The organism is Dietzia sp. NCCP-2495 (genome assembly GCF_026011735.1).
In the GTDB taxonomy this organism is placed as follows: Bacteria; Actinomycetota; Actinomycetes; order Mycobacteriales; family Mycobacteriaceae; genus Dietzia.
The window spans coordinates 43,796-58,120 of sequence record NZ_BRVN01000007.1 but is presented as its reverse complement, the minus strand read 5'-3'; the positions used below and the strand labels follow the sequence as shown (position 1 = coordinate 58,120).

At 70.7% G+C, this 14,325-nt stretch carries 9 protein-coding genes and 1 tRNA gene; 3 read left to right on the top strand and 7 right to left on the bottom strand.

Going from position 1 to position 14,325, the window contains the following annotated elements:
- Position 1: 1 nt before the first annotated feature.
- Genes OPF83_RS08345 through OPF83_RS08335 form a run of 3 tightly spaced genes read right to left on the bottom strand, consistent with a single transcriptional unit; the run spans position 2 to position 7,583 of the window.
- Positions 2 to 4,258 (bottom strand): amino acid adenylation domain-containing protein, encoded by a 4,257-nt coding sequence (locus OPF83_RS08345; protein WP_264886900.1) that lies wholly within the window; start codon positions 4,256 to 4,258, stop codon positions 2 to 4.
- Entirely contained in the window at positions 4,255 to 5,916 is a 1,662-nt protein-coding gene (locus OPF83_RS08340; RefSeq protein ID WP_264886899.1) for a (2,3-dihydroxybenzoyl)adenylate synthase, read from the bottom strand. The genes OPF83_RS08345 and OPF83_RS08340 overlap by 4 nt, the downstream gene beginning before the upstream one ends.
- A complete protein-coding gene (locus OPF83_RS08335) occupies positions 5,913 to 7,583 on the bottom strand; it encodes a long-chain-fatty-acid--CoA ligase (RefSeq protein ID WP_264886897.1) in 1,671 nt (556 codons plus the stop codon). Before OPF83_RS08335 ends, OPF83_RS08340 begins: the two co-directional genes overlap by 4 nt.
- 144 nt (positions 7,584 to 7,727) lie before the next feature.
- On the opposite strand from OPF83_RS08335, the gene OPF83_RS08330 reads away from it, so the two are divergent.
- Both OPF83_RS08330 and OPF83_RS08325 read left to right on the top strand, forming a co-directional pair.
- Entirely contained in the window at positions 7,728 to 8,030 is a 303-nt protein-coding gene (locus OPF83_RS08330) for an acyl carrier protein (protein ID WP_264887009.1), read from the top strand.
- Complete coding sequence (locus OPF83_RS08325) at positions 8,027 to 9,322, top strand: wax ester/triacylglycerol synthase domain-containing protein (protein ID WP_264886896.1); 1,296 nt, start codon at positions 8,027 to 8,029, stop codon at positions 9,320 to 9,322. The genes OPF83_RS08330 and OPF83_RS08325 overlap by 4 nt, the downstream gene beginning before the upstream one ends.
- Before the next feature lie 81 nt (positions 9,323 to 9,403).
- Here OPF83_RS08325 and OPF83_RS08320 read toward each other — a convergent pair.
- Positions 9,404 to 9,489, bottom strand: a tRNA-Ser gene (locus OPF83_RS08320).
- A 156-nt stretch (positions 9,490 to 9,645) separates the two neighbouring features.
- On the opposite strand from OPF83_RS08320, the gene OPF83_RS08315 reads away from it, so the two are divergent.
- On the top strand, positions 9,646 to 10,695 hold the full coding sequence (locus OPF83_RS08315; protein ID WP_264886895.1) for an NAD(P)H-quinone oxidoreductase: 1,050 nt from the start codon (positions 9,646 to 9,648) through the stop codon (positions 10,693 to 10,695).
- Between the two features lie 231 nt (positions 10,696 to 10,926).
- Here the strand turns inward: OPF83_RS08315 and OPF83_RS08310 are convergent, their stop codons facing one another.
- From OPF83_RS08310 to OPF83_RS08300, 3 genes are all read right to left on the bottom strand, one after another.
- Complete coding sequence (locus tag OPF83_RS08310; RefSeq protein WP_264886894.1) at positions 10,927 to 11,517, bottom strand: PadR family transcriptional regulator; 591 nt, start codon at positions 11,515 to 11,517, stop codon at positions 10,927 to 10,929.
- A gap of 34 nt (positions 11,518 to 11,551) precedes the next feature.
- The gene (locus OPF83_RS08305; RefSeq protein ID WP_264886893.1) at positions 11,552 to 12,565 is read right to left on the bottom strand and encodes a nitronate monooxygenase family protein; all 1,014 of its coding nucleotides are present in this window, start codon (positions 12,563 to 12,565) and stop codon (positions 11,552 to 11,554) included.
- A 244-nt stretch (positions 12,566 to 12,809) separates the two neighbouring features.
- Complete coding sequence (locus tag OPF83_RS08300) at positions 12,810 to 14,240, bottom strand: polysaccharide pyruvyl transferase family protein (protein ID WP_264886892.1); 1,431 nt, start codon at positions 14,238 to 14,240, stop codon at positions 12,810 to 12,812.
- Positions 14,241 to 14,325: the final 85 nt, after the last annotated feature.

Here is a 14,325-nt window from a genome sequence, read left to right as displayed (position 1 = left end):
ATCAGGCCTCAGCATCCACAGTGGAGCCGGCCTGGCCCGCCTGGCCCGCCTGGCCCGCCTGACCGGCCTGCGGCGCCGGTCGACGGCCGCCGTCGGTGAGACGCATGAAGTCCTCCCGCAGGCAGTAGCTCAGCCGGGCGATCTTGTTCCCGACCGGGTGGTCGCCGGCGACGGTGAAGCCGACCGCCGCGTTGAGCTGATGGACGTGGGTGTTGCGCACGTCGGGTTCCACCACGACGCGGCGGACACCGGCGACGGTGAACGCGGTGCGCATGATGTGGAGCATCACGGCGGTGGTGAACCCGGGGGTGCGGACGTCACTCGGGGCGACGAGTAGATGCATGCCGATGTCCCCCTCGGCCGCCACGTATCCCGAGGCGGGGTCGGCGAGTTCGCTGACCGCCGGGTCGTACAGCTCGAACAGGAACTGCGGAATCCCGTCGACGTAGCCGAGCCGCATTCCGTGGGGTGCGCCCGTCTCGGCATGGCGGATGAGGGTCACCACGTCGTCGCGGGTGGCTTCGAGCATCTCCCAGAACACGGACTTGGGGTGCGTCAGCCACGGGTGGATGACGGGAGCGTGGGTCTCGGGGTCCATGGGCTCGTCAGTGATGCGGTCGAGCAGCGGGAGCTCGGCGAGCTCGGCGGCCACCTCGGCGTCCGACATCGCGCTGATCTCGAGATAGTCGGCGACCGCCGCGTCCAGTCCCCCTCCTGCCGCCTCGCCGAGTCCGGCGATGTGCTCGGCGAGCGCGGCCACGGTGCGCCGGGAGAACACGTCGGCCACCGTCAGGTCCGTGAGCTCGAGCCAGTCCCGCAGCTCCGCGACGAACCGGGTGGCCTGCAGCGAGTCCCCACCCAGATCGAGGAAGTCGTCGTGGACACCGACTCCGCTCATGCCGAGCACACCGGCGAGGACGTCCACCAGGACCTCCTCGAGCGGCGTCCGCGGGGCGGTACCCGCATCACGCTCCGGGGGCTCGGTGAGCGCCGCGACCGCCGCCCGGTCGTACTTGCCGTTCCCGGTCAGCGGCAGCTCGGCGAGCGCCGACACCGTGCGGGGGATCATGTGCGGCGGCAGCTCGGAGGCCAGCCCGGCACGGAGATCCTCAGCGGTCACCGCCCCGGCGCTCTCAGGGCTCTCGGCGAGCGGTGACTCAGCACCTTCGGCGAGAGCCACCGCGGCGCGCAGGTCGCGCCCGTCCGACCACGCGACGGCCCCCGTCACGCCCGGCGCGCGCAGCAGTGCGGCCTCGACCTCACCCAGTTCGACGCGATACCCGCGGACCTTGACCATGTGGTCAGCGCGACCGAGGAAGTCGAGGAAGCCCCCGGGAAGGTAGCGGAGCACGTCGCCGGTGCGGTACCAGCGCTCGCCGTCGTGCTCGACGAACCGCTCGGCCGTGCGCTCCCGGTCGCCGCGGTAGCCCGACGCCACGCCGGCACCGCCGATCCACAGCTCGCCGGGCACGAGGTCCGGTCGGTCGTTGCCGCGCTCGTCGACCACCCGGCACCGGACCCCGGCCAGCGGGAATCCGTACGGCACGAAGGTCGCGCCGGCGGGCACGGCGTCGGGACCGCAGTAGGTCGAGTGGATCGCGGTCTCCGTGGCACCGCCCAGGCCGGCGACCCGGCAATGCGGCGACTGCTCGCGCACGCGGGTGATGAGCGAGGCCTCCACCTTGTCGCCGCCCATGATCACCTCACGCACCGACGGTGGGAGCGGCCCCAGGTCCAGCAGCATCCCGAGGATCGAGGGCACACAGTTCAGATGCGTGACCTCGTGCTGGTCGAGCAGTCTGACCCAGTCGTCCACGCGCGCTCCGGGAGTGGACGGGCCGCGGGAGTCGTCGTCGTCCTTCCCGACCTCGGTGGGCACCACCACGGCGCCACCGACGGCCAACGGCGCGAAGATGTCGAACACGGACAGGTCGAACTCGAGCGAGGACACCATCAGGGTGCGATCTCCCGCGCCCAGGCCGAGGCGACCGACCAGGTCGGTGAGGGTCGCGACGGCCGCGCGGTGCGGCACCTCGACGCCCTTGGGCTGGCCGGTCGACCCCGAGGTGAACAGCACGTACGCGAGGTGCTCGCCACTGACACCGGGCCGGCTAGCAGGCACCGGGTGGTGGGCGGAGGCGGCGTCGATATCCAGCACCGGCGCGCGGCTCCCGGCCCACGCGCCGGGGCGATCGGTGAGCACAGCGGCCGGCTCGGCCACGGCGGCGATTCGCTCGCGACGCGCCTGCGGCTGGGTCGGGGCGACGGGCACGTAGGCGGCGCCGGCGATGAGGACACCGATCGCGGCGGCGACCTGCTCCCCGCCGCGGGGCAGGTTCACCACCACCGTGTCACCGGCGCGGACCCCCACGTCGAGCAGGGCGCCGGCAATCGCGCGGGCCTGCGCGGCGAGCTCGGCGTGGGACCACGTGCGGGCGTCGGTGATCACGGCCGGGGCGTCGGCGCGGTCGCCTGAAGCGGCGAGGAAGCGGCCGTGCAGGGTGCCGTCGAACACCCCGGTCTCAGGCAGCGGAGATTCGGTGGCGCGCCGCGCGTCGAGGGTCGCGGCGTCGACGGCGGCGGGTGCCGGAGAGTCCCAGTCGCCGGCGATGAGCTGGTCCAGGGTCCGGACGTAGTGCGCGAACATCGCCTCCGCGACGCCAGCCGGCAGTTCGGAGGTGCGGACGTCCCAGTTGAGCAGCAGCCCGCCGGCGACCTCGGTGATCTGCGCGTCCAGCAGCACCTGCGGCCCCTGGGACACGATCCAGGAGGGCTCGCCGAACTGCTCGGTGACGGCCGGCGAGAACAGCTCGCCGAGCCCCAGCGCGCTGGTGAACACCACGGGGGACACGACCGGCTCGCCGTGGTGGCGGCTCAGCTCGCGGAGCACCTCGAGACCGCTGACGGAGCCGTGCACCGACGCGTCGCGCATCTCGCGGCGCAGTTCGGCGGCGCGCTCGGCGAGCGTGGCGGGACGGCTGAGATCCACGGCGACGACCAGTGAGGACGTGAAATCCCCCACCACGCGCTCGAGGTCGGGGTGCTCGCCGTGCGGGTCGGCGGCGTCGCGGTCGAACATCGGGACGGTGAGCAAGAACCGGGGCGAGGCTGCGTGGGTGCCCACGGCCTCGGCGAAGGCGGCGGCCACCGCAGCGGCCGGGGTCACGCCGTGGCGCTGCGCGTACTCCTCGAGGCGGGCCCTGTCGGCGGCGTCGATGCGGTGGTCCAGGCGGACGGTCCGAGCGTCGCCTGCGGTGTCGACGGTCGGCAGCTCCGGTGCCCCGGGCAGGGTGGGGATCCGCTCACGCCACCAGGCGAGGTCGGACTCCGTGGCACGATCCGCCGTGCGGGCGGCACCGAGCCCGGCGTACGTGCTCCGCAGCGGGGGAAGATGCTCGCCCAGGTAGAGCCTGGCGAGGTCGTCGGTGAGGACCCGGAAGCTCATCGCGTCGGCGGCGAGCATGTCCACGTCGAGGTGGATGCGGCTGCGCCCGCCGGGCAGGAGGGTCAGTTCGGCGCGGAACATGCCGCCCTCTGAGACCGGGAGCATCCTGTGGGTGCCCTCGGCCCGACGCCGGTCGAGCTCGGCCTCGGCCTGCTCGGCGGTCGCGGCGCGGAGGTCATGGACCGCGCAGCTCTGCGGGTGTAAAGCGCCGATGCTCTGGGTCCCGTCGGGGTGCACACAGGCGCGGAGCATGGGGTGCCGGTCGGCCAGTGCGGTCACGGCCGTGGTGAACCTGTCCGCGGCGTCGTCCCCGGCGATCCGGTCGCCGTCGAACTCGAGGTAGAGGTGCGCGGCCACGCCGCCGAGGGCGTGCGAGTCCGAGCGCCCGACCCAGTAGGCGTGCTGCATCGGTGCGAGGGGGAACCGGTCGGCGTCGGTCGGCTCGTCTCCCTCGCCAGGTGTCGAGGTGTCGGAGGAGGCGGAGATCGAGGAGTCGACGACGACAACAACGTCAGCGTCTGCATCGACGTCGTCGTTGTCGTTGTCGTTGTTGTTGTCGTCCTCCCCTGAAACAGCGGCGTCACCGAGGAGGTCGGTCCAGGCCTCGATCGTGGGGTCGGCGACCAGGCGCGCAAAGTCCACGTCGTACCCACGCTTGCGCCACTGCCCGGCCAGCTTCATCATGCGTAGGGAGTCCAACCCGTGCATCACCAGGTCGCTGCCCGGGTCGAGGGAGTCGGTCTCCACTCCGAGAACGGCGGCGATTTCCGCGCGGACGTCGAGAAGGTCGGTGTTCGAAGGCGTGATGGTCATGCGTTCTCCTTCTGCAGTTCGGCGCGCAGCGCCTTCTTGTCGACCTTGCCGATAGCGGTGACCGGCAATGAGGGGACGGTGTGCACCTCGTCGGGCAGCTTGAAGGCGGCCAGTCCGCGGCCGGTGAGGAATCTGCGCACCTCGGAGAGTTCGATGGGCTGGCCCGGTGGATGGTCGTGCGAGACCACGACGAGAGCCGAGATCCTCTCGCCCAGGTCCGGATCGGGGACGCCCACCACGGCGGCCTGCCTGATCGACGGGTGCGCGGTGAGGTTCTCCTCGACGTCGTCGGCGGCCACGTTCTCGCCGGCACGCACGACGGTGTCCTTGATCCGGCCGGTCACCGTGAGATACCCGCCCGCGAGCCGACGGACCGCGTCGCCGGAGCGGTAGTAGCCGTCCGGGGTGAAGCTGTTCGCGGCCTGCTCGCCTGCGCGGTAGTAGCCGCGGATCGTGTACGGGCCGCGGACCAAGAGTTCGCCCTCCGCGCCGTCGGGCACGTCGTCGCCGTTCTCGTCGACGACCCGGACGTCGTCGAACTCCGACATCGGGGCGCCCTGGCTCCGGTGGACGAGCTCGCGCGGGTCGTCTAGGCGCGTGTAACAGATCAGCCCTTCGGCCATGCCGAACACCTGCTGGCCGATCGGGCCGAGCGCGGCGTCGAGTGCCTCCGCATCGGCCTGACCGAGCTTGGAGCCCCCGACCTGCAGCAGTCGCAACGACGAGACATCGGCCGGTTCCCACTCCGTGGCCGCGGTCCAGACCTGTGCCAATGCCGGCACGAGCGCGGTGACGGTGACCCCGTGCGCCTCGATCACGTCGAACGCCGAGTCCGGGCTGGGGTTGTCCGTCATCACCACGTGGCCGCCGACGGCCCACGTCCCGAAGATCCCGGGGCAGGCCAGCGGGAAATTGTGCGCGGCGGGCAGCGCGGCCAGGTAGACGTCGCCGGCTCCCAGCCGCGTGACCTCTGCGGACAGCACGGCGTTGAGGACGTAGTCGTTGTGCGTGCGAGCGATGGGTTTCGGCAGACCGGTGGTACCGCCGGAGACCAGCAGCAGTGCCGGGAGCTCGGGGTCCATCTGTTCCGGGAGGTCGATCTCCGCCGGGTCCGCGTCCGGGATCGGGAGGTGGTCGCCGGGGTCGCCGTCGATGAAGACCTGACGCAGTCCCGGCACCCGGTCCCTGAGCGTGCTGGCGAGTTCCCTGTAGTCGTAGCCGCGACGGGCGTCCTCGGTGATGTAGGCGACCGCGTCGACGCTCGAGGCCAGATGACTGATCTCGCTGATGCGGTGCGCGGGCAACGTCATCACGGGAACCGCCCCGGCGCGTAGGAGCCCGAGCAGCGTGATCGCGAACGCCGCGGAGTTGTTCAGCTGCAGGACCACCCGGTCGCCCGGTTCGAGTCCGGCGGCGACAAGCCCGGCCGCTCTGGAGCGGGCGGCGTCGTCGAGCTCGGAGTAGGTCAGGGTCCGGGGTCCGTCGGTACCGGCGTCGGTGACGGCGGGCGCGTCCGGGTTGCTCCGGGCAGCGTCGCTGACAATCTGCCACAGGGCCCGGCCGTCGAATAGTCCGGCCTCGCTGTAGCGGTGGGCTGCCGCGTCGGGGTGGGGAGCGAATCCGTCGGCCAGCCCACCGACCCGGTCTGCGCCGATCATGCGCCGGCCACCGTGACGAGGCCGGCGGCGGCGTGGCGGCGGATCTTGCCCGAGGTTGTCTTGGGCATCTCGCCCTTGCCGATGAGGGTCACGACGGACACGGGCACACCGACCGCATCGAAGACCGCGCGCACGATCTCGTCGTGGATCCGCTGGTCGGCCGCGTGGTCGTCGTGTGCGATCGTCGAGTCGATCTCGGCGATCACCGCGATCCCCTCGCGCCCGTCGGGCCGGGGATACGGCACGGCGGCGGCGTTGCCGGGGCGAACCCCCTCGACCGCGCAGGCCGCGCGCTCGATCACGGCCGGTGCGATATTTCGGCCGGAGACGATGATCACGTCCTTCTTCCGTCCGGTCACCACCACTTCACCGGTGTCGGTTAGGTACCCGAGGTCGCCGGTGTCGAGCCAGCCGTCGGCGTCGACAGCGTCCGCGAAACCGTCGGGACCCAGGTAGCGGGCGGTCACGGCGGCACCGCGGACCATCAGCGTGCCGATCCGTCCCGCGGGGAGCGACTGCCCCTCGTCGGTGACCGTCACCTCGATTCCCGGCACCGGCTTTCCGACGCGGACGTGGGTCTGCGTGCGGGCCCCCTCCTGGACGACGTGGCGGATCTCGCCGCTCGTCTCGGCGGCACCGGCATCTATGGTGTCCGCGGTGAAGTGGTCCGTGAGCGAGTCGAAGGACACGGCGAGGGTGGTCTCGGCCATGCCGTAGCAGGGCATCAGCGCCTCGGGGGCGAGGGCGAACCGGGCGCCTTCGGCGAGCAGGGTGTGCATCGAGGACGCATCGATCGGCTCGGCACCGTTGATCGCGATCCGCAGCGACGACAGGTCGAACGCCCCGTCGTCCGCACGTCGGAGCCGCTTGGTCAGCAGTGCGTACGCGAAGTTCGGTGCCGCGGTGCAGGTCCCCCGGTATCGGTCGATGAGTTCCGCCCAGACCTGGGGCTTGACCAGAAACGCCCGTGGCGTGGTGATCACCGCGGCGATCCCCGCCAGCATCGGCATGAGCAGCAGACCGATCATCCCCATGTCGTGGAACAGCGGGAGCCAGCTGACGGTCACGTCCTTATCGGTCAGCTCGAGTGCACTCGTCATGGCGTCCTGGTTCGCCTCGACGTTGCCGAAGGTGATGACGACGGCCTTGGGGATCCCGGTGCTGCCCGAGGTCAGCTGGAGGATCGCCACGTCGTCGGCCACGACCGGCACGGGAGCGATATCCGGTCCTTCTCCCGCCTCGCCGGCCGCCACGAGATCGGCGACGCTCACCACCCGGGTGCCGACGTCCTGTCCGTTCAGGGAGTCGGCGAAGATCCCGCCCACCACGAGGACATCGGCCCCGAGCAGGGAGATCACGGCGCGAGTGTCCTCGAGCCACGTCTCGAGATCCGCCCGCGGAGTCGGCTGGTGGAGCATCGTGAACGCCGCTCCCCGGGTCCAGGTCGCCTGGACGAGATCGGCCACGTCACCCGGATCATCGGCGAGGATCGCGACCCGTCCGCCGTGCCCCACATCAGCGGTCGCCAGCCCCGCCGCGAGGGTCCGCGCGTCCTGCCTGAGCCGGGCCCACGACCGGTAGCGGAGGTCTGCCGGATCCTCACCACTGTGCAGCCCACAGTCCGTGGGAACCGGACCGTTCAGCCATTTCTCAACAAAAGTAGACACGCGCTGGATCAACCCTCATTCGCTCTTTAATGTAGTGGACGCAGCAACAGGTTAGGCATCCCTAAGTTAGGCAAGGTATACCTTGCTTTGCGCGCCAAGCGCTAGTACCGTTTCCGGTGATCCACACCACTCTGACGGTCCGAAATTGACCGAGATCGCCACCATAACTCCAGCTCAGGAGGCTCCATGCCCGACCACATCGAAAGCGCATTGCAAGATATCCTCACCGAGGACCTCGACCTCCTCCTCGATCAAGCCAGCTCGTCATCGCGGCTCGTCGAGGACCTGGGGCTCGATTCCGTCGGCTTCGCCATCGGCGTGGTCTCCATCGAGGAGCGCCTGGGCGTGCGTCTGTCGGAGCGCGAAATGCTCGAGACCTCTACAGTTGGCGAGCTGGTCGATCTGGTCCGCTCGCGGCGCACCGAGCCCGCGGATCAGCCGGCATGAGCCAGGCCTCGTCCATCACCTTCGGGCCACCGGATCACACCTACCTCCACCTGGACACCCCCAGTCGCCCGATGCACTGGGCGATGCTCCTCGAGGTCGATCCGGGGCCGGTCGGCCGTCTGGATCTCGACACGGTCCGCAGCCGCGTCGCCGACCGCGCCTCGCGCTACGACCTGTTCCGGACCGGCATCACGGGCGGCAGGTGGACCCGCCCCCGGATGCTCCAGGTCGCGGAGATCTCCCCGGAACTCCAGGTCACCGCCGTGGACGTTGCGGACCAGGCCGAACTCCACGAGGCGATCGGCCGGCTGATGGGCGAGCCCCTTCCCCGCGGGCTCCCGTTCTGGCACATCACCCTGCTCAGCGTGGCAGGCACTGAGGACCGGGCCGACGATCGGCAGTATCTCCTGGTGCGCGTGCACCACAGCCTGTCCGACGGGATCGCCGGCGCGGCGTTCTCCGCCCTCCTGGCCGACGGCAGCGATGAGGACCTGTCCGAGTTCGACAGATTCGCCACCAGCCCCAGGTTCTCGATCAGCGGGATTGAGAAGGAGGCCCTGAGGACCGCCAAGACGGCATTCGAGGACGCCTGGGCCGACGGCGAGCAGGGGCGCCGCTGGCCTGCCCTCACCGAGGACCGTCGGCGCGAGGTCGCGTGGCACAGCGTGTCCACGCGAGAGCTGCGCCGTGCGGCGAAACGGGCCGGCGCGACGCCGCACGAGTTCGTGCTCGCCGCAGTGGGCGCGGCCCTGAGCACGGCGCCTCCCACCGCCGACCGCTCGGAGAACATCCGCGTCACGCTGCCGGTGACCCTGGACAAGGATTTCCGGCACACCGGCAATGCGGTCGCGGTGTCCCTGCTCACCCTGTCAGGCGACCAGGACTCGGTGTCCGCGCAGCTACCGCGGATCCGCGAGCAGCTCACCCGGATCGAGGACGACTCGATGGCCCTGTACCTCGCGGCCGCCGACGACGCCCCGCGCGCGCCGTGGCCGATCTTTCGACTGCTCTCCGGCGCGTCGATGAAGAAGATGTCGCCCGATATCCACGTGGGGATCAACCCGGGCTTCACGCGGGTCCGCACGGTTCTCGGCGCACCGATCGCGAGGCTGACGGCCCTGTCCCCGCTGGTGGGCTACTCGTTCTCGGTGACCATCCTCATCCTGGGCTCGCGGACCAGCTTCGGAATCGTCTACGACCCGGCGGCGCTACCGGGCTACGGCAGGACGTTCGTCGAGGCCTTCGACACGCACCTCGGCGCGATGGACTCCGCCCGCACGGTAGCCCCGTAGACCTATCGAAACCCCGCGCACGCTGCGCGAACGGACGATGTCCCGGACCATCCACCTCGATGATCCGGGACATCTCGTCTGCGGAAGTGGAGGGATTTGAACCCCCGGTGCTGTTTAGGCACGCTCGCTTTCAAGGCGAGTGCATTCGGCCGCTCTGCCACACTTCCCCGCCGCGGGCTGCGATCAGCACACAACCGCTCGGTTCCACGTGGAACCGTCACCGCGACGTTGCTCATCGTAGTGGACCGCGACGGGGGCACACACCTCCGGCCGTGCCTGTTCCGTGTCTGCCGACTCTCGCCGGCCCGACTACGGTCGTGAGCATGAAGGCCATCGAGTACAGCACCGGACCCGACACCCTGCGGCTCACGGAGGTTCCCGATCCCGCTCCCCACGCCGGCGAGGTCGTCATCGATGTCGCGGCCACCGCCGTCAACCGCGCCGATCTCCTCCAGACCAAAGGGCACTATCCGCCTCCGCCCGGCGCGTCGGAGATTCTGGGCCTGGAGTGCTCGGGCCGGATCTCGGCCCTAGGCGAGGGCGTGGAGCACCTGTCGGTCGGCGACGAGGTCTGCGCGTTGCTCGCCGGCGGCGGGTATGCAGAGAAGGTCGCGGTCCCGGCCGCCCAGGTGATGCCGGTGCCGGCAGGCGTGTCGCTGCACGAGGCGGCGACGCTGCCGGAGGTGGCGTGCACCGTGTGGTCCAACCTCGTAATGACGGGCGGCCTCGGCCGCGGGGTGCTCGCCGCGGACGCCCGCTGGGGCGAGGCGAAGCTCGGCGCTCCGCGCGTCCTGATCCACGGCGGCGCGGGCGGGATCGGCTCGCACGCGGTGCAGGTGTGCCGCGCCCTGGGCGCGCGCGTCGCCACCACGTCGGGCGGCCCGGAGAAGATCCAGATGTGTCGCGACCTGGGCGTGGACCTGGCGATCGACTACCGGGACGAGGACTTCGTCGAGCGGGTCAAGGAATGGACCGACGACGACGAGGCCCGCGGCCGCGGTCGGGGCGTCGACCTCATCCTGGACGTCATGGGCGCCAAATACCTGGACCGCAATATCGCGGCCCTTGCCCCCGATGGCCGGATCATCGTGATCGGTATGCAGGGCGGGGTGAAGGGTGAGCTCAACTTGGGCCGACTGCTCCCCAAGCGTGCGGGGATCGTCGCGACCAATCTCCGGGCCCGCCCGGTGGACGGTCCCGGAGGCAAGGCCGGCATCTGCCGGGAGGTCGTGGACAACGTCTGGCCGATGGTGGCCGACGGACGGGTGATCACGCGGGTCTCGCAGGAGATCCCACTCGAGCGGGCCTCCGAGGCCCTGGCGCTGCTGGAATCCGGCGACAGCCACGGCAAGATCCTGGTGACCGTCGACTGACCCCAGGGCGGATCGTCTCGACACGAGCTGCCCGGCCACAGCCACGCCGCCCACGCCGCCCACGCCGCCCACGCCGCCCGCGCCGCTCATGCCGCTGATGAAGGGACTATAGCGCCAGCTGACCCGGCCGCACCATGCACTGCGCCCCCACCGTCAGGTGGGGGCGCAGTGCATTTCACACCTGACAGGTCAGATCGCGAACGCAGCTTTCGCGGACGACGCGGCCGGGGGTCATTCTCTCGTCATCGAGAGGGGGTCCAGGAGGGCATCCGCCCCGGGCGGGAGCCCGTCCAGCACTCGGAGGGTCTCGCCACACCAGGTCAGCCAGGACCGTTCGCCGTCGATTCCGAGCGTCAATACGCGGTGCTGGAGGACTCCGCGCACGTCGGTGGGGTCGACGGCCGAGAAGTCCCGCTGCTCGATGCCCAGGTACTGCTCGAGCCGCTCCCTCCGCAGCTCTCGATGGTGCTCGAGTGCCCGGCGGACCTCGTCGACCCGACCCGTGATCGCGGCCGCGCGGACCCGGACTGCGAGCGACGCACGCAGTGGTTCCGGCTCATCGAGCTCCCCGATCCACTCCTCGAGCAACGCCCGACCGGTCGAGGTCACCGCGAACCGCCTGGGCTGGCCACGCCGGGGCGGACCCTCCTGAGGCAGTTCGCGGATGAGCTCGGCGGTGGCCAGGCGATCGAGTTCGCGATAGATCTGCTGGTGCGTCGCAGGCCAGAAGAACCCGATGGACTTGTCGAACCGGCGAGCCAGTTCGATCCCGCTCCCCTCCCGCTCGGTGAGCGAGGTGAGAATCGCGAACTTCAGTGACACTCGTGCACCCTCGCCCTCAGTCTCAGCCTCAGTCTCAGCCGCGGGTGGCCGCGATTGCCTGGCCGGAGGCCGACTCCGCGGCAGTGGATTCGACCAGTTCCTCGACGGCCTCGCGGTACTCCGCGCGCAGCCGGTCGACGAGCTCGGCCACGGGACCGGTGGACGACACTCCGCCGACGCCCTGACCGGCGCCCCAGATGTCCTTCCACGCCTTGGACGCGGAGTCGCCACCGGATCCAAAGTTCATTGCCGTGGGGTCCGACTCGGGCAGGTTGTCCGGGTCCAGTCCGGATGCCTCGATGCTGCCGCGCAGGTAGTTGCCGTGGATGCCCGTGAAGAGGTTGCTGTAGACGATGTCGGAGGCGGTGCTGTCGACGATCATCTGCTTGTAATCCCCCGGGGCACGGGACTCTTCGGCGGCCAGGAAGGCCGAGCCGATGTAGGCCAGGTCGGCCCCGGCGGCGCGCGCGGCGAGGATCGACCGACCGTGGGAGATGGCGCCGGAGAGCAGCAGCGGGCCGTCGAACCACTCGCGGATCTCACGGACCAGCGCGAACGGCGACTGGGTTCCGGCGTGGCCACCGGCTCCGGCCGCCACGGCGATGATCCCGTCCGCGCCCTTGGAGATCGCCTTCCGGGCGAACTTGTCGTTGATCACGTCGTGCAGCACGATCCCGCCGTACGAGTGGACCGCCTCGTTGACATCCTCGCGCGCACCGAGGGAGGTGATGACGATCGGCACCTCATACTTCACGACCGTGGCCAGGTCCTCGGCGAGCCGGTCATTGGACTTATGGACGATCAGGTTGACGGCAAACGGCGCCACATAGGCGTCGGGATTTGCCTCCGCGAAGGCGGCGTTGCTCGCGGTGATCTGGTCGAGCCACTCAGCCAGCGCCGACTGCGGACGGGCGTTGAGCGAGGGGAAGGCGCCGATCACGCCGGCCTGGCACTGCGCGGCCACGAGCTCGGGACCGGAGTAGATGAACATCGGCGACGCGACGACGGGGACCGCGAGCGGGCCGGACAGAATGGGAGGCAGTGACATCGGGACACCTTTCAGACCAGGGGCGACGGTGAGCGCCCTCGGGCCAACGGTACGGCCCCACCGCTGTCTATGCAACAAGTTGCACAAACATTTCTCCACCTCCCCGAAATCCGCTACGCCGCCTCCTGATCCGCTACCCCTACAGCGGTAGCGGATGCTGAGGGGCAGTAGCGGATTCGCGGTGGGGTGGCTGGTTGGAGGGCAGTAGCGGATTCGCGGTGGCGGGGGTGGCGTGGCGCCGGAATCAGGGACGCGGATAGAGGTCGTCTGCCAGAGCCTCCGCCGCCGAGATCAGCGCATCGACGGCCGGCTCGGAGAATCCGCCACCCGCGGGCAGCGGCGGGACCTCGGCACCGGCGGCGACCTCGCCCGCGTCCACAGTGCCCCACGGCGATCCCGCCGCAACCAACGAGCCATGTTTGACGTCGTAATAGCCGGTCCCACCGCGTAGCACCAGGCCGGACGCGCCCCGGGCCGCCCCGAACAAATGCGGATGAAAGCGGGTACTCAGCCACACCTGCCCTGCTCGTGCAGGCAGGCCGGAGGCCCACACCTGCTGGAAGGGCACGAACCGCGCCTGCGAGAGATCGAGTTCCGCGAGGGCGTGACCGAGAGGATCTGGGCCGACCCGGTCCGCGATATCGGCCGGGTCGACGGTGTTGTCGTCGTCGGATCCGGGCGCCCGGTCGCGCGCGGCGGCAGCGCGGGCACACACCAGGTCCCACACCACCCGGTCCCCGCCCGGGATCGACTCCACCACGGTGATCCGGCCCCCCGAAATCTTCCACGCGGCGAGGATCCGTGCGAGGGCGTCGGCGAGCACCGCGGGGTCCACGAGGTCCGATTGCGCGCACACGACAAGCTCGCGGGCGGCATCGGGATCATCGGAGTAGACCGGATGATCCGGCGCGTCGAACCCAGCCCCTCCGGACAGGGCGAGCCAGCCGTCATCACCGACCAGACGGACGGGGACATCGGTGCCCGACAGCAGATCACGCGACGCGGCATCACGGACGGTGACCAGCGAGAACCCACGAAGAGCATCGGCCAGCACGGCGGGGTCGTGGCACGGCGCGAAGCCCTGCCCCGTCGCCACCACGCTCGCCCCGCCCAGGCGCCCGGCCTCCCCCGCCCCGGCCACCACGCCGAGGTGGTGCGGCCACTGGTCGTTGACGTATCCGCCGCCGATCAGGTGGATCACCGACGCACCCCGCAGCAGGTTGATACCGGAGGCCAGCACCGGGCGTGTACCGAGGTCGTCCACCGCGCGGCGGCAGAACTCGACCGAGGCGGCGGCCCGGTCGGACGCGGGAGGCTCCGCGGGACCGGCGTGCTCGGCAGCGAGGCGCCACAGGGTGTCGGTGAACAGCACGTCCGGGTGCTCGCCGTGGTGCAGCACCGCCGCCTGACCAGGCGTGTGACAGTCCACGACCACCGGCGCGCCCGGACGGTGACGACGCAGGTAGCGCAACCACCCCGCGAGCAGCTGCTCGTCGCCGTGGTTAGGGTGCCCGGCCGGGGCGACCAGGTAGATCAGCCCCGACTCCGCACGAGGGCGACCCCAGCGGGCATCGGCCGCCGCCCGCGCCGAATCGAGACGCCGCCGAAGGGCCAGCCTCACGTCGTCGGTCACGCGGGCGGCGGCGGACACGGCTCGGCGAGGCGGGGTCGACATGGCCACCACCCTGCCGCACCACCCAGGCGCGCCGGTGCACCACCCCAGGTAGGGAGGGCGCGCCCCCAGGTCGGGAGGGCGACAC